Source organism: Pseudomonas sp. GW456-12-1-14-TSB6 (assembly GCF_059424205.1).
In genome coordinates this window covers 140,944-162,137 of record NZ_JBWKZE010000013.1, presented here as the reverse complement: position 1 = coordinate 162,137, position 21,194 = coordinate 140,944, and the positions used below count along the sequence as shown (strand labels likewise).

At 61.2% G+C, this 21,194-nt stretch carries 18 protein-coding genes; 12 read left to right on the top strand and 6 right to left on the bottom strand.

The window, feature by feature from the left end:
* The first annotated feature begins 2 nt into the window (after positions 1-2).
* The 10 genes from nuoE to nuoN all read left to right on the top strand — a co-directional run bounded on the left by nuoE (position 3) and on the right by nuoN (position 11,982).
* Positions 3-500, top strand: coding sequence for an NADH-quinone oxidoreductase subunit NuoE (gene nuoE, locus AC07Y2_RS14780; protein ID WP_003223804.1), 498 nt, complete (start codon positions 3-5; stop codon positions 498-500).
* Positions 497-1,852: an NADH-quinone oxidoreductase subunit NuoF gene (gene nuoF / locus AC07Y2_RS14775; RefSeq protein WP_039767423.1), complete on the top strand. Its 1,356-nt coding sequence runs from the start codon at positions 497-499 to the stop codon at positions 1,850-1,852. The genes nuoE and nuoF overlap by 4 nt, the downstream gene beginning before the upstream one ends.
* Before the next feature lie 136 nt (positions 1,853-1,988).
* Positions 1,989-4,703, top strand: a complete 2,715-nt coding sequence (nuoG, locus tag AC07Y2_RS14770; protein ID WP_039767425.1) for an NADH-quinone oxidoreductase subunit NuoG — start codon at positions 1,989-1,991, stop codon at positions 4,701-4,703.
* Entirely contained in the window at positions 4,700-5,707 is a 1,008-nt protein-coding gene (nuoH, locus tag AC07Y2_RS14765) for an NADH-quinone oxidoreductase subunit NuoH (RefSeq protein WP_039767427.1), read from the top strand. Before nuoG ends, nuoH begins: the two co-directional genes overlap by 4 nt.
* An 11-nt stretch (positions 5,708-5,718) precedes the next feature.
* Positions 5,719-6,267 carry an NADH-quinone oxidoreductase subunit NuoI gene (nuoI, locus tag AC07Y2_RS14760; protein ID WP_007951461.1) on the top strand — a complete coding sequence of 183 codons (549 nt, stop codon included), beginning with the start codon at positions 5,719-5,721 and terminating at the stop codon, positions 6,265-6,267.
* A gap of 9 nt (positions 6,268-6,276) precedes the next feature.
* The gene (nuoJ, locus tag AC07Y2_RS14755; RefSeq protein ID WP_007951462.1) at positions 6,277-6,777 is read left to right on the top strand and encodes an NADH-quinone oxidoreductase subunit J; all 501 of its coding nucleotides are present in this window, start codon (positions 6,277-6,279) and stop codon (positions 6,775-6,777) included.
* 3 nt (positions 6,778-6,780) lie between these two features.
* Positions 6,781-7,089, top strand: a complete 309-nt coding sequence (gene nuoK, locus AC07Y2_RS14750; RefSeq protein WP_003180046.1) for an NADH-quinone oxidoreductase subunit NuoK — start codon at positions 6,781-6,783, stop codon at positions 7,087-7,089.
* The gene (gene nuoL / locus AC07Y2_RS14745) at positions 7,086-8,939 is read left to right on the top strand and encodes an NADH-quinone oxidoreductase subunit L (protein WP_039767429.1); all 1,854 of its coding nucleotides are present in this window, start codon (positions 7,086-7,088) and stop codon (positions 8,937-8,939) included. Before nuoK ends, nuoL begins: the two co-directional genes overlap by 4 nt.
* A 39-nt stretch (positions 8,940-8,978) precedes the next feature.
* Positions 8,979-10,511, top strand: coding sequence for an NADH-quinone oxidoreductase subunit M (gene nuoM, locus AC07Y2_RS14740; RefSeq protein ID WP_039767431.1), 1,533 nt, complete (start codon positions 8,979-8,981; stop codon positions 10,509-10,511).
* Positions 10,512-10,518: 7 nt separating this feature from the next.
* Positions 10,519-11,982, top strand: a complete 1,464-nt coding sequence (gene nuoN / locus AC07Y2_RS14735; RefSeq protein ID WP_064597748.1) for an NADH-quinone oxidoreductase subunit NuoN — start codon at positions 10,519-10,521, stop codon at positions 11,980-11,982.
* A gap of 58 nt (positions 11,983-12,040) precedes the next feature.
* Here the strand turns inward: nuoN and AC07Y2_RS14730 are convergent, their stop codons facing one another.
* Complete coding sequence (locus AC07Y2_RS14730) at positions 12,041-12,514, bottom strand: GNAT family N-acetyltransferase (protein ID WP_103386163.1); 474 nt, start codon at positions 12,512-12,514, stop codon at positions 12,041-12,043.
* 326 nt (positions 12,515-12,840) lie between these two features.
* Here AC07Y2_RS14730 and AC07Y2_RS14725 point away from each other — a divergent pair, with 326 nt between their 5' ends.
* Together AC07Y2_RS14725 and AC07Y2_RS14720 are read left to right on the top strand one after the other, a co-directional pair.
* Positions 12,841-13,020, top strand: coding sequence for a hypothetical protein (locus tag AC07Y2_RS14725; RefSeq protein ID WP_134333884.1), 180 nt, complete (start codon positions 12,841-12,843; stop codon positions 13,018-13,020).
* A gap of 147 nt (positions 13,021-13,167) precedes the next feature.
* Positions 13,168-14,493, top strand: a complete 1,326-nt coding sequence (locus AC07Y2_RS14720) for an OprD family porin (protein ID WP_103386164.1) — start codon at positions 13,168-13,170, stop codon at positions 14,491-14,493.
* A 149-nt stretch (positions 14,494-14,642) separates the two neighbouring features.
* Here the strand turns inward: AC07Y2_RS14720 and AC07Y2_RS14715 are convergent, their stop codons facing one another.
* The 5 genes from AC07Y2_RS14715 to AC07Y2_RS14695 form a co-directional block, all read right to left on the bottom strand.
* Complete coding sequence (locus tag AC07Y2_RS14715) at positions 14,643-14,975, bottom strand: DUF2790 domain-containing protein (protein WP_103386165.1); 333 nt, start codon at positions 14,973-14,975, stop codon at positions 14,643-14,645.
* A gap of 79 nt (positions 14,976-15,054) precedes the next feature.
* Positions 15,055-15,255 (bottom strand): co-regulatory protein PtrA N-terminal domain-containing protein, encoded by a 201-nt coding sequence (locus AC07Y2_RS14710; protein WP_103386166.1) that lies wholly within the window; start codon positions 15,253-15,255, stop codon positions 15,055-15,057.
* Positions 15,256-15,389: 134 nt separating this feature from the next.
* A complete protein-coding gene (locus AC07Y2_RS14705) occupies positions 15,390-18,542 on the bottom strand; it encodes a CusA/CzcA family heavy metal efflux RND transporter (protein WP_103386167.1) in 3,153 nt (1,050 codons plus the stop codon).
* Positions 18,543-18,557: 15 nt separating this feature from the next.
* Positions 18,558-19,751: an efflux RND transporter periplasmic adaptor subunit gene (locus AC07Y2_RS14700; RefSeq protein WP_103386168.1), complete on the bottom strand. Its 1,194-nt coding sequence runs from the start codon at positions 19,749-19,751 to the stop codon at positions 18,558-18,560.
* A gap of 49 nt (positions 19,752-19,800) precedes the next feature.
* Positions 19,801-21,048: a TolC family protein gene (locus tag AC07Y2_RS14695; RefSeq protein WP_085667532.1), complete on the bottom strand. Its 1,248-nt coding sequence runs from the start codon at positions 21,046-21,048 to the stop codon at positions 19,801-19,803.
* Between the last annotated feature and the right edge of the window lie 146 nt (positions 21,049-21,194).

The following is a 21,194-nucleotide window of genomic DNA, read 5'->3' as shown; positions in this document are numbered from 1 at the left end:
GCATGAACAGCACGCTTATCCAGACAGACCGTTTCACCTTGAGTGAAACCGAGCGCTCGGCCATCGAGCACGAGCTGCATCACTACGAAGATCCGCGCGCGGCGTCGATCGAAGCCTTGAAGATCGTTCAGAAGGAACGCGGCTGGGTGCCGGACGGCGCTCTGTACGCCATCGGCGAGATCCTCGGCATCCCGGCCAGCGACGTTGAAGGCGTGGCCACGTTCTACAGCCAGATCTTCCGTCAGCCGGTCGGCCGTCACATCATTCGCGTCTGCGACAGCATGGTCTGCTACATCGGCGGCCACGAGTCGGTGGTCAGCGAAATCCAGAACAACCTGGGTATCGGCCTGGGTCAGACCACTGCCGACGGTCGTTTCACCCTGCTGCCGGTCTGCTGCCTCGGCAACTGCGACAAGGCACCGGCGCTGATGATCGATGACGACACCTTTGGCGATGTCCAGCCTGCCGGCGTCGCCAAACTGCTCGAGGGCTACGTATGACCCTGACTTCTTTCGGTCCTGCCAACCGCATCCAGCGTTCGGCCGAGACTCACCCGCTGACCTGGCGACTGCGTGACGACGGCGAAGCCGTCTGGCTCGACGAGTACCAGGCCAAGAACGGTTACGCCGCTGCGCGCAAGGCCTTCGCCGACATGGATCAGGACGCCATCGTCCAGACCGTGAAAGACGCCGGCCTCAAGGGTCGCGGCGGTGCAGGCTTCCCCACTGGCGTGAAGTGGGGCCTGATGCCCAAGGACGAATCCATCAACATCCGCTACCTGCTGTGCAACGCGGATGAAATGGAGCCGAACACCTGGAAAGACCGCATGCTGATGGAGCAACTGCCCCATCTGCTGATCGAAGGCATGCTGATCAGCGCCCGCGCGCTGAAAACCTACCGTGGCTACATCTTCCTGCGTGGCGAGTACACCACCGCCGCCAAGCACCTGAACCGTGCCGTGGAAGAAGCCAAGGCAGCGGGCCTGTTGGGCAAGAACATCCTGGGCAGCGGCTTCGATTTCGAGCTGTTCGTCCACACCGGCGCCGGGCGTTACATCTGCGGTGAAGAAACCGCACTGATCAACTCCCTCGAAGGCCGCCGCGCCAACCCGCGCTCCAAGCCGCCCTTCCCTGCCGCCGTTGGCGTGTGGGGCAAGCCGACCTGCGTGAACAACGTTGAAACCCTGTGCAACGTGCCGGCGATCATCGCCGACGGCGTGGACTGGTACAAATCGTTGGCCCGCGACGGCAGTGAAGACATGGGCACCAAGCTCATGGGCTTCTCCGGCAAGGTCAAGAACCCCGGTCTGTGGGAACTGCCATTCGGCGTGACCGGTCGCGAACTGTTCGAAGACTACGCCGGCGGCATGCGCGACGGTTACAAGCTCAAGGCCTGGCAGCCAGGCGGCGCCGGTACCGGTTTCCTGTTGCCGGAACACCTCGACGCACAAATGTACGCCGGCGGCATCGCCAAGGTGGGCACCCGTATGGGTACCGGCCTGGCCATGGCGGTGGACGACAGCGTCAACATGGTGTCCCTGCTGCGCAACATGGAGCAGTTCTTCGCTCGCGAATCCTGCGGTTTCTGCACCCCTTGCCGTGATGGCCTGCCATGGAGCGTCAAGCTGCTGATGGCCATCGAACAAGGCCGCGGCCAGCCAGGTGACATCGAGACCCTGCTGGGTCTGGTCAACTTCCTCGGCCCAGGCAAGACCTTCTGTGCTCACGCACCGGGTGCCGTGGAGCCGTTGGGCAGTGCCATCAAATACTTCCGTCCAGAGTTCGAAGCCGGTATCGCGCCCGCAAGCGCCACCGTCCCGCCTCTGGCGAAGCCGATCACAGTCGGCGCGTAAATGCTTAAAAAGGCGAAGGGTCCGTGCCCTTCGCCTTTCGTCCGATGACGCCTTTCGGGGCTGACTGGATTCGGACGGATAACAAGATTCCATTAGCCACGCCCGCTGACACCGGGCCAACGAAGACCTTTGAACCATGGCCACTATCCACGTAGACGGCAAAGCGCTCGAAGTCGACGGGGCAGACAACCTGTTACAGGCATGTCTGTCGCTGGGCCTCGACATCCCTTATTTCTGCTGGCACCCCGCGCTTGGTAGCGTCGGGGCCTGCCGCCAGTGCGCGGTCAAGCAGTACACCGACGAGAACGACACCCGTGGTCGCATCGTCATGTCCTGCATGACGCCTGCCACCGACAACACCTGGATCTCCATCGACGATGAAGAATCCAAGGCGTTCCGCGCCAGTGTCGTCGAATGGCTGATGACCAACCACCCGCACGACTGCCCTGTGTGCGAGGAAGGCGGTCACTGCCACCTGCAAGACATGACCGTGATGACCGGCCACAACGAGCGCCGTTATCGCTTCACCAAACGCACCCACCAGAACCAGCAACTGGGCCCGTTCATTTCCCACGAGATGAACCGCTGCATCGCCTGCTACCGCTGCGTGCGTTTCTACAAGGATTACGCCGGCGGCACCGACCTCGGTGTATTCGGCGCCCACGACAACGTGTACTTCGGTCGCGTTGAAGACGGCACCCTCGAAAGCGAGTTCTCCGGCAACCTCACCGAGGTCTGCCCGACCGGTGTGTTCACCGACAAGACTCACTCCGAGCGCTACAACCGCAAGTGGGACATGCAGTTCTCGCCGAGCATCTGCCATGGCTGCTCGAGCGGTTGCAACATCTCCCCGGGCGAGCGTTACGGCGAACTGCGTCGCATCGAAAACCGTTACAACGGTTCGGTGAACCAGTACTTCCTGTGCGACCGTGGCCGTTTCGGTTATGGCTACGTCAACCGCACCGACCGCCCACGTCAGCCGCTGCTGGCCGATGGCACCAAGCTTGGCCTGGATGCTGCGCTGGACAAAGCCGCCGACCTGCTGCGCGGCCGCAACATCGTCGGTATCGGTTCGCCGCGTGCCAGCCTGGAAAGCAACTACGCGTTGCGTGAGCTGGTCGGTGCCGAGCACTTCTACTCCGGTATCGAAGCCTCCGAGCTGGAACGCATCCGTCTGGTCCTGCAAGTGCTGAAAGACAGCCCGCTGCCCGTGCCGAACATGCGTGACATCGAAGACCACGACGCCGTGTTCGTCCTCGGGGAAGACCTGACCCAGACCGCCGCCCGCATGGCCCTGGCCCTGCGTCAGTCGGTCAAAGGCAAGGCCGAAGACATGGCCGAAGCCATGCGCGTTCAGCCTTGGCTCGACGCTGCGGTGAAGAACATCGGCCAGCACGAGCTGAACCCGCTGTTCATCGCCAGCCTGGCTGAAACCAAGCTCGACGATATCGCCGAAGAGTGTGTACACGCCGCTCCTGACGATCTGGCGCGCATCGGTTTCGCCGTGGCTCACGCCCTGGACGCCAGCGCCCCTGCCGTTGAAGGTCTGGACGCCGAAGCCCTGGAACTGGCCAAGCGCATCGCCGATGCTCTGCTCGCGGCCAAGCGTCCGCTGATCATCGCCGGTACTTCGCTGGGCTCCAAAGCCTTGATCGAAGCCGCTGCGAACATCGCCAAGGCTCTGAAGCTGCGCGAGAAGAACGGTTCGATCAGCCTGATCGTGCCGGAAGCCAACAGCCTCGGCCTGGCCATGCTCGGTGGCGAGTCGGTCGATGCTGCGCTGCAAGCCGTGATTGACGGCAAGGCCGACGCCATCGTCGTGCTGGAAAACGATCTGTACACCCGTACCGCCAAGGCCAAGGTCGATGCGGCACTGAACGCTGCGCAAGTAGTGATCGTTGCCGACCATCAGAAGACCGCCACCAGCGACCGCGCGCATCTGGTTCTGCCAGCCGCCAGCTTCGCTGAAGGCGACGGCACGCTGGTCAGCCAGGAAGGTCGCGCCCAGCGCTTCTTCCAGGTTTTCGACCCGCAATACATGGACGCGAGCATTCTGGTCCACGAAGGCTGGCGCTGGCTGCACGCCCTGCGCGCCACCCTGCTGAACCAGCCGATCGACTGGACGCAACTCGACCACGTGACCGCTGCCGTTGCTTCGAGCACCCCGCAACTGGCCCGTATCGTCGATGCCGCGCCGTCCGCCTCGTTCCGCATCAAGGGTCTGAAACTGGCCCGTGAGCCGCTGCGTTACTCCGGTCGCACTGCGATGCGCGCCGACATCAGCGTTCACGAACCACGCACCCCGCAAGACAAGGACACCGCGTTCGCCTTCTCGATGGAAGGTTACTCGGGATCCGCCGAACCGCGTCAGCAAGTGCCGTTCGCCTGGTCGCCGGGCTGGAACTCGCCGCAAGCCTGGAACAAGTTCCAGGACGAAGTCGGTGGTCACCTGCGCGCTGGCGATCCGGGCACCCGCCTGATCGAAAGCAGCGGTGATTCGCTGAACTGGTTCGCCAGTGTTCCGCGCGCGTTCAACCCGGCCCAGGGCACCTGGCAAGCCGTGCCGTTCTATCACCTGTTCGGCAGTGACGAGAACTCGTCCAAAGCCGCACCGGTTCAGGAACGCATTCCGGCTGCTTACGTGTCGCTGGCCAAGTCCGAAGCGGACCGCCTGGGCGTCAACGACGGCGCACTGCTGAGCCTCAATGTTGCCGGCCAGACCCTGCGTCTGCCGCTGCGCATCAATGAAGAGCTGGGCGCTGGCCTGGTTGCACTGCCGGCCGGTCTGGCAGGCATTCCGCCGGCGATTTTCGGCCAAACCGTTGATGGTCTGCAGGAGGCAGCGCAATGAGCTGGTTCACCCCTGAAGTGATCGATGTGATCCTGACGGTCATCAAGGCCATCGTGATCCTGCTGGCCGTGGTGGTCGCAGGCGCGCTGCTCAGCTTTGTCGAGCGTCGCCTGCTGGGCTGGTGGCAGGACCGTTACGGTCCGAACCGCGTTGGCCCGTTCGGCATGTTCCAGATCGCAGCCGACATGCTGAAGATGTTCTTCAAGGAAGACTGGACTCCGCCGTTTGCCGACAAGGTGATCTTCACCCTGGCACCGGTGGTGGCCATGTCCGCCCTGCTGATCGCGTTCGCGATCATCCCGATCACCCCGACCTGGGGCGTGGCGGATCTGAACATCGGCCTGCTGTTCTTCTTCGCCATGGCCGGTCTGTCGGTTTACGCGGTGCTGTTCGCCGGCTGGTCGAGTAACAACAAGTTCGCCCTTCTGGGCAGCTTGCGTGCCTCGGCGCAGACCGTGTCCTACGAAGTGTTCATGGGCCTGGCCCTGATGGGCATCGTGGTGCAGGTCGGCTCGTTCAACATGCGCGACATCGTCGAGTACCAGGCGCAGAACCTGTGGTTCATCATTCCGCAGTTCTTCGGCTTCTGTACCTTCTTCATCGCTGGCGTGGCCGTGACTCACCGTCACCCGTTCGACCAGCCGGAAGCGGAACAGGAACTGGCCGACGGTTACCACATTGAATACGCCGGTATGAAATGGGGCATGTTCTTCGTCGGTGAATACATCGGCATCATCCTGATCTCGGCGCTGCTGGTCACCCTGTTCTTCGGTGGCTGGCACGGTCCGTTCGGCATCCTGCCGCAACTGTCCTTCGTCTGGTTCGCACTGAAGACCGCGTTCTTCATCATGCTGTTCATCCTGCTGCGCGCTTCCATCCCGCGTCCGCGTTATGACCAGGTGATGGATTTCAGCTGGAAATTCTGCCTGCCACTGACCCTGATCAATTTGCTGATAACCGCTGCGGTTGTGTTGTGGAACACACCTGCGGTTGCGGTTCAGTGAGGATTTGACCCATGTTCAAATATATTGGCGACATCGTTAAGGGTACCGGTACCCAGTTGCGCAGCCTGGTCATGGTCTTCGGCCATGGCTTTCGCAAGCGCGACACCCTGCAATACCCGGAAGAGCCGGTCTACCTGCCACCACGCTACCGTGGTCGCATCGTCCTGACCCGCGACCCCGACGGCGAAGAACGCTGCGTAGCCTGCAACCTGTGCGCCGTGGCGTGCCCGGTGGGTTGCATCTCGCTGCAGAAAGCTGAAACCGAAGACGGTCGCTGGTACCCGGACTTCTTCCGTATCAACTTCTCGCGCTGCATTTTCTGCGGTCTCTGCGAGGAAGCCTGCCCGACCACCGCGATCCAGCTGACTCCGGATTTCGAGATGGCCGAGTTCAAACGTCAGGACCTGGTGTACGAGAAAGAAGATCTTTTGATCTCCGGCCCCGGCAAAAACCCTGATTACAACTTCTATCGTGTTGCAGGTATGGCCGTTGCGGGCAAGCCGAAAGGCGCCGCACAAAACGAAGCCGAGCCGATCAACGTGAAGAGCTTGCTGCCTTAAGGAAGAACGATGGAATTCGCTTTCTATTTCGCATCGGGTATCGCTGTTGTGTCCACACTGCGTGTGGTCACCAACACCAATCCTGTGCACGCCCTGCTCTACCTGATCATTTCGCTGATCGCCGTGGCCATGACCTTCTTCGCACTCGGCGCGCCGTTCGCCGGCGTGCTGGAAGTGATCGCTTACGCTGGCGCCATCATGGTGCTGTTCGTGTTCGTGGTGATGATGCTGAACCTGGGCCCGGCCTCGGTTCAGCAGGAACGCACCTGGCTCAAGCCCGGGATCTGGGCGGGGCCGGTGATTCTCGCCGCCCTGCTGCTGGCCGAACTGCTGTATGTGCTGTTCGCTCACCAGAGCGGTCAGGCCATCGGCCACACCACCGTCGATGCAAAAGCCGTGGGCATCAGCCTGTTCGGTCCGTATCTGCTGGTGGTCGAACTCGCCTCGATGCTGCTGCTCGCTGCAGCCGTCACGGCGTTCCATTTGGGCCGTAACGAGGCGAAGGAGTAAGACATGCCTGCTATCCCTCTCGAACATGGTCTGGCAGTTGCCGGCATCCTGTTCTGCCTTGGTCTGGTCGGCCTGATGGTCCGCCGCAACATTTTGTTCGTGTTGATGAGTCTGGAAGTGATGATGAACGCCTCTGCACTGGCCTTCATCGTTGCGGGCGCCCGCTGGGCGCAACCGGATGGACAGATCATGTTCATCCTGGTGATCAGCCTTGCAGCCGCCGAAGCCAGTATTGGCCTGGCGATCCTGCTGCAACTGTATCGCCGCTTCCACACGCTCGATATCGACGCTGCCAGTGAGATGCGCGGATGAACCTACTCTTTCTGACTTTCGTATTCCCTCTGATCGGGTTCCTGTTGCTGTCGTTCTCCCGCGGCCGCTTCTCGGAAAACCTGTCGGCGCTGATCGGTGTCGGCTCCATCGGCCTGTCTGCCATCGTCGCGGCCTACGTGATCTGGCAATTCAACGTCGCGCCACCGGAAGGTGGCGTCTACACCCAGGTGCTGTGGCGCTGGATGTCGGTGGAAGGCTTCCAGCCGAACTTCGCGCTGTACCTGGATGGTCTGTCCGTGACCATGCTCGGTGTGGTCGTCGGTGTCGGCTTCCTGATCCACCTGTTTGCATCGTGGTACATGCGTGGCGAAGACGGTTACTCGCGCTTCTTCTCGTACACCAACCTGTTTATCGCCAGCATGCTGTTCCTGATCCTGGGCGATAACCTGCTGTTCATCTACTTCGGTTGGGAAGGCGTGGGCCTGTGCTCGTACCTGTTGATCGGTTTCTACTACAGCAACCGCAACAACGGTAACGCCGCACTCAAAGCCTTCATCGTCACCCGTATCGGCGACGTGTTCATGGCGATCGGCCTGTTCATCCTGTTCCAGCAACTGGGCACGCTGAACGTCCAGGAACTGCTGGTGAAGGCGCCTGAGCACTTCAAGGTCGGCGATTTCTGGATCGTGCTGGCAACCCTGATGCTGCTGGGTGGTGCGGTCGGTAAATCGGCGCAACTGCCGCTGCAAACCTGGCTGGCGGACGCGATGGCCGGCCCTACCCCGGTTTCGGCACTGATCCACGCCGCAACCATGGTGACTGCCGGTGTCTACCTGATCGCCCGTACCCACGGCCTGTTCGCCCTGGCGCCGGACATTCTGCACCTGGTCGGCATCGTGGGCGGTGTGACCCTGGTACTGGCCGGTTTCGCCGCGCTGGTGCAAACCGACATCAAACGTATCCTCGCCTACTCGACCATGAGCCAGATCGGCTACATGTTCCTGGCGCTGGGCGTGGGTGCCTGGGAAGGTGCGATCTTCCACCTGATGACCCACGCCTTCTTCAAGGCCCTGCTGTTCCTTGCTTCCGGTGCGGTGATCGTTGCCTGCCACCACGAGCAGAACATCTTCAAGATGGGCGGCCTGTGGAAGAAACTGCCGCTGGCCTACGCCAGCTTCATCGTCGGTGGTGCCGCCCTGGCCGCCCTGCCACTGGTGACCGCAGGTTTCTACTCCAAGGACGAAATCCTCTGGGAAGCGTTCGCCAGCGGCAACCACGGTCTGCTGTACGCAGGTCTGGTCGGCGCATTCATGACGTCGCTGTACACCTTCCGCCTGATCTTCATCGCGTTCCACGGTGAAGCCAAGACCGAAGCCCACGCCGGTCACGGCATCGCTCACTGGCTGCCGCTGTCGGTGCTGATCGTGCTGTCGACCTTCGTCGGCGCCATGATCGTTCCACCGCTGCACGGCGTACTGCCAGAGAGCGTTGGCCATGCCGGTGGCGAAGCCAAGCACAGTCTGGAAATCGCCTCGGGCGCCATCGCCCTGGCCGGTATCCTGCTGGCAGCCCTGCTGTTCCTCGGCAAGCGTCGCTTCGTGACCGCGATCGCCAACAGCGGCATCGGCCGTCTCCTTTCGGCCTGGTGGTTCGCTGCCTGGGGCTTCGACTGGATCTACGACAAACTGTTCGTCAAGCCGTACCTTGCGATCAGCCATGTACTGCGCAAAGACCCGCTCGACCAGACCATCGGTCTGATCCCGCGCATGGCCAAGGGTGGTCACACTGCCCTGAGCCGTACTGAAACCGGTCAACTGCGTTGGTACGCCGCCTCGATGGCTGCTGGTGCCGTGTTGGTCATCGGCGCTGTCGTGCTGGTAGCGGTCTGATATGAACCTTGCGAATTTGCGAAAGGAAACGAGCCCGTCATGATTCTGCCTTGGCTAATCCTGATCCCCTTCATCGGCGGCCTGCTGTGCTGGCTGGGTGAGCGCTTCGGCGCCACCCTCCCCCGCTGGATTGCGCTGTTGACCATGACCCTGGAACTCGCCCTCGGCCTCTGGCTGTGGGCCCACGGTGACTATTCATTTGCACCGGCGCCTGGCGCCGATCCGACCTGGACGCTTGAGTTCAAGCACGTCTGGATCCAGCGCTTCGGCATCAACGTGCACCTGGCCCTCGACGGCCTGTCGCTGCTGATGATCCTGCTGACCGGTCTGCTGGGTATCCTGTCGGTACTCTGCTCGTGGAAAGAGATTCAACGTCACGTTGGCTTCTTCCACCTGAACCTGATGTGGATTCTGGGCGGCGTTGTCGGCGTGTTCCTCGCCCTCGACCTGTTCATGTTCTTCTTCTTCTGGGAAATGATGCTGGTGCCGATGTACTTCCTCATCGCGCTCTGGGGTCACAGTTCTTCGGACGGCAAGAAAACCCGGATCTACGCCGCGACCAAGTTCTTCATCTTCACTCAGGCTTCCGGCCTGATCATGCTGGTGGCGATCCTCGGTCTGGTCCTGGTCAACTACAACAGCACCGGCGTGATCACCTTCAACTACGCCGATCTGTTGAAGACCAAGATGTCGATGACCACCGAGTACATTCTGATGCTCGGCTTCTTCATCGCCTTCGCGGTCAAGCTGCCAGTGGTTCCGTTCCACTCCTGGCTGCCTGACGCTCACGCCCAGGCGCCGACTGCAGGTTCCGTCGACCTCGCCGGTATCTTGCTGAAAACCGCGGCCTACGGTCTGCTGCGTTTCGCCCTGCCGCTGTTCCCGAACGCCTCGGCCGAATTCGCGCCGATCGCCATGACCCTCGGTCTGATCGGGATCTTCTACGGTGCGTTCCTCGCTTTCGCGCAAACCGACATCAAGCGTCTGATCGCCTTCTCGTCCGTTTCCCACATGGGCTTCGTACTGATCGGCATCTACTCCGGCAGCCAACTGGCGCTGCAAGGTGCCGTGATCCAGATGCTGGCCCACGGTCTGTCGGCCGCTGCATTGTTTATCCTCAGCGGTCAGCTGTACGAGCGTCTGCACACGCGTGACATGCGTGAGATGGGCGGTCTGTGGTCGCGTATCGCTTACCTGCCGGCGATCAGCCTGTTCTTCGCAGCCGCCTCTCTGGGTCTGCCGGGCACCGGTAACTTCGTCGGCGAGTTCCTGATCCTGATCGGTACGTTCGCCAGTGCGCCATGGATCACCGCGATTGCCACTTCCGGTCTGGTGTTCGGTTCGGTCTACTCGCTGATCATGATCCACCGCGCTTACTTCGGTCCGTCGAAATCGGATTCGATCCTGCACGGCATGGACGGTCGCGAACTGATCATGGTGCTGGGCCTTGCGGTACTGCTGATTTACCTCGGCGTCTACCCGCAACCGTTCCTCGACACTTCCGCCGCCACGATGCATGGCGTGCAGCAGTGGCTCGGCACCGCCTTCACTCAACTCGCTTCGGCCCGGTAAGAGCGCTATGGAATTCACGATTCAACACTTTATTGCGCTTGCGCCACTGTTGATCACCAGCCTCACCATTATCGTGGTGATGCTGGCAATCGCCTGGCGCCGCAACCACTCGCAGACCTTCCTGATTTCGGTGGCAGGTCTGAACCTGGCCTTGCTGTCGATCCTGCCGGCCCTGAAAGTCGCGCCTCTGGCCGTGACCCCATTGCTGCAGATCGACACCTTTGCCTGCCTGTACATGGCGCTGATCCTGGTCGCCACCCTCGCTTGCGTCACCCTCGCCCACGCCTACCTCGGCGATGGCGGTTCGGGTTACCCGGGCAACCGTGAAGAACTGTACCTGCTGATCCTGATGGCCGCCGCCGGTGGCCTGGTTCTGGTCAGCGCGCAGCACCTGGCCGGCTTGTTCATCGGTCTGGAACTGCTGTCGGTGCCGGTCTACGGTCTGGTGGCCTACGCCTTCTTCAACAAGCGTTCGCTGGAAGCCGGCATCAAGTACATGGTGCTGTCGGCCGCCGGTTCCGCGTTCCTGCTGTTCGGTATGGCGCTGCTGTACGCAGATTCGGGTTCGCTGAGCTTCGTCGGCATCGGTCAGGCCCTGGCCGCGACCGGCCTGCCAAGCTCGCTGGCGCAACTGGGCCTGGGCATGATGCTGATCGGTCTGGCGTTCAAGCTGTCGCTGGTACCGTTCCACCTGTGGACGCCGGACGTGTACGAAGGTGCTCCGGCACCGGTGGCCGCGTTCCTCGCCACCGCTTCGAAAGTGGCTGTGTTCGCGGTCATGGTTCGTCTGTTCCAGATCTCCCCTGCCGCAAGCAGTGGCGTGCTGAGCAACGTGCTGACCATCATCGCCATCGCCTCGATCCTGTTCGGTAACCTGCTGGCCCTGACCCAGAGCAACCTCAAGCGTCTGCTCGGTTACTCGTCCATCGCGCACTTCGGCTACCTGCTGATCGCACTGGTGGCGAGCAAGGGTCTGGCGGTGGAAGCCATCGGCGTGTACCTGGTCACCTACGTGATCACCAGCCTCGGCGCCTTCGGCGTGATCACCCTGATGTCCTCGCCGTACAACGGCCGTGACGCAGACGCCCTGTACGAGTACCGCGGCCTGTTCTGGCGCCGTCCGTACCTGACCGCCGTCCTGACCGTGATGATGCTGTCCCTGGCCGGTATCCCGCTGACTGCAGGCTTCATTGGCAAGTTCTACATCATCGCCACCGGTGTCGAGTCGCACCAATGGTGGCTGGTAGGTTCGCTGGTACTGGGCAGCGCCATCGGCGTGTTCTACTACCTACGCGTGATGGTCACCCTGTACCTGATCGAACCGAACCTGCGCCGCCACGACGCCCAACTGCACTGGGAACAGAAAGCAGGCGGCGTGATGCTGCTGGCGATTGCCGTCCTGGCGTTCTTCCTCGGCTTGTACCCACAACCGTTGCTGACCCTGGTTCAGCAATCGGGCCTGGCGGGCTGATCGCTCAGCGATAGTTGGCTACAAACAGAAACGGCACCTTCGGGTGCCGTTTTTGCGTCTAGACCGTCTTGAGTTTTTTCACCATTGGCACGCAAGCCAGTTGCAGACCTGAAGGCGATTGGTAGATCGCACTCCCCTCCCCGACGTAACCGCAACGCCGATAAAAATCAGCGGCATTCAACGTCGCATCCAGACAAACCTCTGCCAGTCCCAGATCCTGTGCCAGCGCTTCCAGAAAGTGCAGCACACGCTTACCCAGACCGCGCTGCATGAAATCCGGATGGATGAAGATTGCGCCGATTTCGCGGTGCTCCAGATCGAGCATGCCGGTTGCCACGGGCTCACCCTCAACGCAACCCAGATAGAAATGCTTTTGCATGAGCGTGTCATAACCGTCTGCCGCCGAGCCCTTTGTCCAGTCGAGCATTTGCTGCTCGCTGTAGGCACCGATGCATTGATGCCGGATCGCCAGTCGCCGAATCTCGAACGCTATCCCGGCATCGTCCGGGTCGGCTCTTTTCATTTCGAACATTTCTCTCTCCTTGAGCCATGTGCGGACGGGCATGAAAAAGCCCCGTCCATTTCTGGCGGGGCTTTGGGTAACACGTCATTGACCAGACATGCATGACCTTATGGCCCGCCGGAAGCGGTCATAGAGGAGCACATCATGATCATTCGGTGTTGGGCAGTCATGGCTGGATAGTGCTGCGGATTGTTCGGTCACGTCAATTGCGAAGCTTCTTCTCTTCTTTATCGAAAGCTCTCGCCAGCATATCCGTTTCGTCCTACAGCCAGCCCAGGGGCAATACCACTATGTTGTTTGCCTGCTCAAGAGCTCAATCGAGACGAGGACGAACAATGAAACGCGAAATTTTTTCGGAACTGATGGATGGCCTCAGAGACTTGGCAGCCGCACGCGAAGGCAAAATCACTCTGAAAACCCACACGCTGAATTTGCCAAAGCGAATACCGATCACCAGTGGGGAAATAGAAATCTGCCCCAAGCTGAATAGTCGAACACCAACCAAATCCACCTAACGAAATTGTAATTCCCCAATCACCTCCGCGTTATCTGCAGCCTGCAACGATGTCACCCGGCGATCCTACCGGCGGGCCTTTGCCCGTTCGAACAATAAAACCCACGCCGAAGCTCGTTCCCGTTCTGCCGAACCCAAGGAGTGATTGATGGTTAACAACACAAAAATGTCGATGGCCGCTCTGGCAGTGGTTGTCGGCGCCGGGCCGTCCACGGTGTTTGCAGAAGAAAAACCCGAAGGGTTTATCGAAGGCAGCAGCCTGACGGTGCTCAACCGTAACCTTTACTTCAACCGTGACCACCGCAACGGCCAGTCCAGTCCCACCGGCAACAGATATTCGGAGGCCTGGGCCCACGGCATCATCGGCAAGTTCGAATCCGGCTTCACCCAGGGCACCGTCGGGGTCGGGGTGGATGCGTTTGCGATGATCGGTCTGAAACTCGACACCGGCGACGGCCGCAACGGTGGCCGCAGTTCGTTCGACGTGTTGCCAGTCAACGGCGACGGTGAAGCGCGGGACGAATACACCAAGGTCGGTGGCGCCGCCAAAGTGCGCGCTTTCGATACGGTGGTGAAAGTCGGTGATGTGTTCCCGGCCAACCCGGTGGTCGCGGCAGGCGATTCACGATTGCTGCCGGAAAGCTTTCGCGGTGTGACGGCGACCAATACCAGCGTCGAAGGTCTGTCGATCCAGGGCGGCCGGTTGCATGCGATGAGTCAACCGGTGTCCAGCGACCTGCGCGAAAACTTCGCGACCTTCTACGCCGGCCCGGTCAATTCGCCATGGATTGCTTACGGCGGCGGCGATTACGCGCTGAACAAAAACCTGAGTTTCAGCCTGTACTCCAGCCGCCTCAAAGATGCCTGGAACCAGTACTACGCCGGCACCGCCTGGACGTATCCACTGTCGGATGACCTGTCGCTGTTCGGCGGCCTGAATTACTACAAGGCTGTCGACGAGGGCAAACAATTGCTCGGCGAGTTCGACAACAACATCTGGAGCGGCCGCGTCGGCGTGAAACTCGGCGCCCACTCCGTCGCCATTTCCCACCAGCGCAACAACGGCAATGACGACTTCGATTACCTGCGTCAGTCCGACTCGATCTTCCTCGACAACTCGATCCAGTACAGCGACTTCAACTCACCGAAAGAGCGTTCCTGGATGGTGCGCTACGACCTCGACATGACTACTTACGGCGTACCGGGCCTGTCGTTCATGACCCGTTATGCACGCGGCACCGACGCCGATTACTCCAACGCCAACGCCGTGTACATGCGCCGCGATGCCGAGGGCAATCCGCTAACTGACCAGAAGCGCTGGGAGCGTGACATCGAAGTCAAATACGTGGTGCAGAGCGGTTCGATGAAAGACCTGTCGCTGCGTCTGCGCCAGGCCACGACCCGCGCCACCGCATTCGAGTCAGACCTGGATGAGGTGCGGGTGATCGTCGAATACCCGCTGGCGATTCTCTGAGTTTCACGAGCGATGCCCATTCACCTTTAGAAGCTCCTTGCTCCTTTGGTAAGAGGTGAATCTTTGGCGTCCTTCGGGGCGCCTTTTTTGCGCCCGAAAAAAAGCCCGACTCACTGCACATGAACCGGGCGTTTCAGCAGGGATTAGCGTCAGCCACCCTGCTGACGACAATTGCCCATCACGTTGTAAGTGACCGTATTGAGCTGCCCCTTGGAGTCCTCGTAAGTCATCGCAGCCGGCACGACCGCGCATTCATTTTTCGGCCGGACAACGCTCACCACCTTCTTCACATCCAGCTTCATTCCGTACTCGTATTCCTTGACCACCGGCGCCGCTTTGCCCTGACTGGCCGCGTACTGCTCCATGGCTTTGGTGTTGGCACTGAGCGCCCGGTCGAACGTTCTGTCGCCACCGCCTTCGGCCAACACATTCAAGGACATCGCCATGACAGCGGTGAACGCCAACAGCTTTAGAGTTTTCATATTCGTTTCCTTCAAAACACGACTCATAAAAAAGCCCACCATCGATGCGCGATGACGGGCTCATTCACTGGCAGCACGCTTACAGGTCTTGGGTCTTGTCGTCCTTCTTGTCGTTCACAACGACCGGATCACGGGCCTTTTCCTTCGCAGCAAACACCTCCATCGAGTGGTCATTGGCGGCCATCATTCGGTCGAAAGTGCGGTCGCCGCCACCTTCGGCCAACACCAGGGAAGACATCATCAGAGCCACGGCAAACGCGCCAATCTGTGCAAATTTCATCGTTCATTCCTCATTCAAGTCACTGACGGGATCAAGGTAACAATCCGAACCTTTCGTGACGGTGGCGCCGAAATTACATATCCGTTATGTAGAAAGGCCCGCAATGGCGGGCCTGTTGTTGAGGGAAAAATTGACTAGGCCGCCGTAGGCGCTTCCTCATCCCGACGATGCGCCAGCTGATACAACGCTGGCAGGATCAGCAGCGTGAGAATGGTCGAGGACAGAATTCCACCAATCACCACCGTTGCCAGCGGTCGCTGCACCTCGGCCCCGGTGCCGGTCGCAAGCGCCATCGGAATGAAGCCCAAAGACGCCACCAGCGCAGTCATCAATACCGGGCGCAATCGCGTCAGCGCACCTTCGTGAATCGCTTCGGACAGCGAACGTCCCTCCTCCCGCAAGTTGCGAATGAACGCAATCATCACCAGCCCGTTGAGCACCGCCACGCCGGACAGCGCGATAAACCCGACACCCGCCGAGATCGACAGCGGAATATCCCGCAGCCACAACGCCATGACCCCGCCGGTCAGCGCAAACGGAATCCCGGTGAACACCAGCAAGCCGTCCTTGAGGTTGTTGAACATCATGAACAGCAACCCGAACACCAGCAGCAACGCCACCGGCACCACGATCTGCAAACGCTTGGCCGCCGATTGCAGTTGCTCGAACTGCCCGCCCCAGGTGGTCCAGTAACCTGCCGGCACCTGCACGTCGCGCTCGATCGCATCGCCCGCCTCGGCGACAAAAGAACCGATGTCGCGCCCACGCACGTTGGCGCTGACGATCACCAGGCGCTTGCCGTTCTCGCGACTGACTTGATTCGGCCCCAGCACCAGATCGAGGCTGGCAACGTCCTTCAGCGCAATGAAGCCAATCTGACTGGAAGCATCACCACCCGCCGCCGGCACCGGAATCAGCAGTGCCGACAACCCGTCGATGTCCTTGCGCATGGCGTCGGACAAGCGCACCACCATGTCGAATCGACGGTCCCCCTCATACAGAGTGCCGGCCTTCTGCCCACCGACGGCCACCGCAATGGTGTCCTGCACATCGCCGACGTTGAGCCCGTAACGCGCGGCCTTGTCGCGGTCGATATTGATGGTCAGCACCGGCAGACCGCTGGTTTGCTCGACCTTGACCTCGGACGCGCCGTTGACCTTCTGCATCGCGACGGCAATCTTCGCCGCCGTGGCGTTGAGCACGTCCATGTCATCACCGAACACCTTGACCGCCACGTCGCTGCGCACGCCGGAGATCAGCTCGTTGAAGCGCAACTGGATCGGCTGCGACAGTTCATAGTTACTGCCCGGCAGCGTTGCCGCGGCTTGTTGCAGCTCGGCCATCAGGGTTTCGCGGGACTTGCCCGGCTCCGGCCATTGCTCTTTGGGTTTGAGCATTACGTAGCTGTCGGAGATGTTCGGCGGCATCGGGTCAGAGGCGATTTCCGCAGTACCGGTGCGGGCGAAGACGCGCTCGATCTCCGGCACTTTATTCAGGATCAACGCTTCCAGCCGCTGCTGCATGTCCACCGATTGCGTCAGGCTGGTGCCCGGCACGCGCAGCGCCTGCAAGGCAAAATCGCCCTCGCTGAGACTCGGCACAAACTCGCTGCCCATGCGGCTGGTGACCACGCCACTGAGCACAATCACAGCCAACGCCGCGCCGACCGCCATCGTCCGATGGGACATGACCCAGTTCAGCGCCGGCGCATAAACGCGACGCGCGCCGCGCATCACCACGCCCTCCTCTTCCTTGACCTTACCGGTCACGAACAGCGCAATTGCCGCCGGCACAAAAGTCACGGACAACAGCATGGCGCCAAGCAACGCGATGACTACGGTAAACGCCATCGGGTGGAACATTTTCCCCTCGACGCCGCTCAGGGCGAAGATCGGCAGGTACACCACCATGATGATCAACTGGCCGAAAATCAGCGGTCGCCGCGCCTCTTTCGCTGCTGCAAACACTTCATGGAAACGTTCGGATCGCGTCAGCAGACGCCCGTGATGCTGCTGCGCATGGGCCAGTCGTCGCAGCGTATTTTCGACGATCACCACCGCACCATCGACGATGATGCCAAAGTCCAGCGCGCCGAGGCTCATCAGGTTGGCGCTGACCTTGTTGCTGAACATGCCGGTGAAGGTGAACAACATCGACAGCGGAATCACCATCGCCGTGATCAGCGCAGCGCGGATATTGCCGAGGAACAGAAAAAGGATTGCGATCACCAGAATCGCGCCTTCGACGAGGTTCTTCTTCACCGTGGCGATGGCCTTGTCGACCAGATGCGTGCGGTCGTACACCGGCACCGCGATCACGCCGGCGGGCAACGACTTGTTGATCTGTTCGAGCTTCGCGGCGACGACCTGGGAGACCGTGCGGCTGTTTTCACCGATCAACATGAACACCGTGCCAAGCACCACTTCCCGGCCATTTTCCGTGGCGGCGCCGCTGCGCAGTTCGCGGCCGATGTCCACGGTGGCGACGTTCTTGATCCGGATCGGCGTGCCGTCGACGTTGGCCATGACGATGTTGGCGATGTCCTCGGTGCTCGCTACCTGGCCCGGCGCGCGAATCAGCAATTGCTCGCCGCTGCGCTCGATGTACCCGGCGCCGACGTTGGCGTTGTTGCGCTCCAGCGCCGTCACCAGATCGATGAGGGTCAGTTTGTAGGCCGCGAGTTTTTTCGGATCGGGCGCGATCTGATATTCCTTGGCAAAACCGCCGATGGTGTTGATCTCCGCCACGCCGGGGACGTTGCGCAGTTGCGGCTTGATGATCCAGTCCTGAATCACCCGCAAGTCGGTCGGCGTGTAGGGCGTACCGTCGTCCTTCAGTGCACCTTCCTTGGTCTCGACCGTCCACAAAAAGATCTCGCCGAGCCCGGTGGAGATCGGCCCCATCACCGCTTCCACGCCCTCGGGCAACTGCTCCTTGGCGGACTGCAATCGTTCGTTGACCAATTGCCGGGCAAAGAACAGATCGGTGCCTTCCTTGAAGATCACCGTGACCTGCGACAACCCCGAACGCGACAGCGAGCGGGTCTGCTCCAGCGCTGGCAAACCGGCCATCGCGGTTTCAATCGGGAACGTAATGCGCTGCTCGGTTTCCAGTGGCGAGAATCCCGCTGCACCGGTGTTGATCTGCACCTGGACGTTGGTGATGTCGGGCACGGCGTCGATCGGCAGTTTCTGATAACTGGCGATGCCGAGGCCGGCCATGAGCAGAACGGCGAGCAGCACGATGATGCGCTGCTCGATGGCAAACTGGATCAGGCGTTCGAACATGGGAGTCTTCCGCGATTAATGACTGTGCTCGGCCGAGGCTTTGCCCAGCTCCGATTTGAGGACGAAGCTGCCGGTACTGGCGACTTGCACGCCCGGTTCCAGTCCGGCGATGACTTCCGCCTGGCCTGCCGCGCGACTGCCCAGCTCCACTGCTTGCGCCTTGAAGCCGTTGTCGGTGCGCACAAACACCGTGGGCTTGTCCTCGACGGTCTGGATTGCGGTTTCCGGTACGGCGACTTTGGCCTGGCGGCTGTCGGTGGCGACCAGCGCGGTGACAAACAGGCCCGGGCGCCAGGAGCCTTGCGGGTTTTCCAGGGTGACGCGCACGGTCGCGGTGCGGGTCTGTTCGCCGAGCAGGCTGCCGACGTAGGTCACGGTGCCGCTGACTTCGGCGTTCAATTCCGCCGCACTGACGGTGACGGGTTTGCCCACTTGCACCTTGTTCAAGTCTTTCGGTGACACGCCGAACGTGACCCACACCCGCGACAAATCCGAGAGCGTGAACGCCGCCGTGGTTTCATCGACCACCTCGCCCGGCGTCAGGTGCTTTTCCACTACCACACCTTCGAACGGCGCCCGCAGCTCATAGCGATTGCCACCGGTGGCGACCACGCTGCCACTGAGCACGCTGATCTTTTGCCGGGCATTGCTCACGGCAATTTCGGCTTCCTCCAGGGCCTGACGTGCCTGGAGGAAATCCTGTTCGGCGGAGATCCTGTCCTGCCACAGTTTCTTCTCGCGTTCGAACGTCGTGCGGGCCAGGGCCAAGCGGCGTTGCGCGGCTGCCTGCTCGCTGCGCTGATCGGAAATCTGCTGACTGGCGATCACCGCCAGCAACTGGCCCTTCTTCACCGACTGCCCAAGATTGACCGACACTGACTCGACCACGCCCGGCACACGCGGCACCACATGCGCGGTGCGGTCTTCGTCGAAGCGCACTTCGCCGGGGAACGACAGACCGAGGCTGAAGTTCTGCGCCTGGGCGGAGGCCAGTTGAATCCCCGCCGCCGCGATCTGCTCGGCCGTCAGTTCGATGTGCCCTTCTTCGTCGTGCCCGCCGTCAGCGGCGGCGCCTTCTTCGGCATGGTCGGCGTGCTCCGCCGCTTCATCGGCATGCGCATCGACAGACGCATTGCCGCTCCACATCGAGCCGATGCCAATGCCCAGCGCCAAGGTCGCCGCAGCAACCACGATCAGTTTTTTATCCATGGAAACTCCTCTGCGCCAAACCATCGCGCAGTAATCAGAACGTTGAAATTCAAGGGTTGGCGCTGAGGTCGCCGAAGATGCGTTCGATGCGGACCCGGGCGTCGGTCGCCTCGCTCACCGCCTGGATGTATTGGCTGCGAGCGGCGATCAATGTGCGCTGGGCATCGAGCACGTCGAGGAAGCCGAACTTGCCCATTTCGAAACCGCGAGTGGCGTTGTCGACCGCACTTTGCGCGGCGGGCAGGATGGTCCGGTCGAATGCCTGGATTTCGCCGTTGGCGGTCTGCCATTGCGCCAGCGTGGTCTGGATTTCCGTGCGCAAGCGCAGTTCGGTGGCGTTGCGCAGGTCCCGCGCCTGATCGGTACGCCGCGCCGCCGCCAGCACGTTGCCCTGATTGCGGTTGAACAGCGGAATCGGCATCGACAGCCCGACCACGTTGACCCGCTCGCGCTCGGTTTCGCTGTACTGGCTGCCGATGCTGACGGTGAGATCGGGAATCCGCTGGGACTTTTCCAGCCCCAGCGACGCTTCGCGCTGGTCGATCTGCAACCTGGCCAGCCGCAGCTCCGCGGTCTCGTTCAGACGCTCAAGCAAACGGGTGGGCGGCGGTACGCTGGGCAGACTTTGAGTTGCGGTCTGCACCGTGGTCGACGTCGGCAACGGTGCGCCCATGACCTGCGCCAGCTGCTGGTACGCATTGGCCTGATCACGCTCGGCGCGGCTCAATTCCAGGCGCACTTCCGAAAGCTGCACTTGCGCCCGCGTGCCTTCCACCGGCGACGACTTGCCCGCCTCGATCCGCCCCTGAGCCACACGCAAACCGTGCTCGGCGAGTTGCAGCGACTGCCGGGCCAGTTGCAAACGTTGCTGCGCGGTCTGCGCGCCGTTGAACGCTTGAAGCACGTCGGCGCGCAGGACGTTGCGCTTGCGCTCCAGTTCGATGCCGGCGGCATCCTGGGCACGACTCGCCACATCAATCCGCGCACCCCGCTTGCCGCCCAGCTCGATCGGCTGGCTGAGCATCACCGTGGTGGTGCGTGATTCACGCCGGGTGTCTTCGGCCTCCCACGACACCTCGGGGTTGGGGATCAGCCCGGCCTGCTTGCGGTCACCTTCGGCAATGCCGATTTCCCACTGCGCGGCGGCCAGCTCCGGGTTGCTGGCGAAGGCGGTTTGCAACGCCTGATCCAGCGTCAAAGTCGACGCACTGGCAAGGCTGGTACAAGCCAGCAACAACAGGCCGCTGGCGGTTTTTTTCAGGCGTGAGCGCGCCGTCAGTTCAATTAAACCGGGCAATGGAAGACTTCCTTCAATCAAGAATCGTTGATGGCGCCACGGTAGGGTTTTGAACTTATCGACAAGGTGACGTGAACATTACAAATCCGTTATCCACGGTTAATCGAAGTTGTTTTGCTCTAGGATTCGAAGTTCGAATGGCTTTG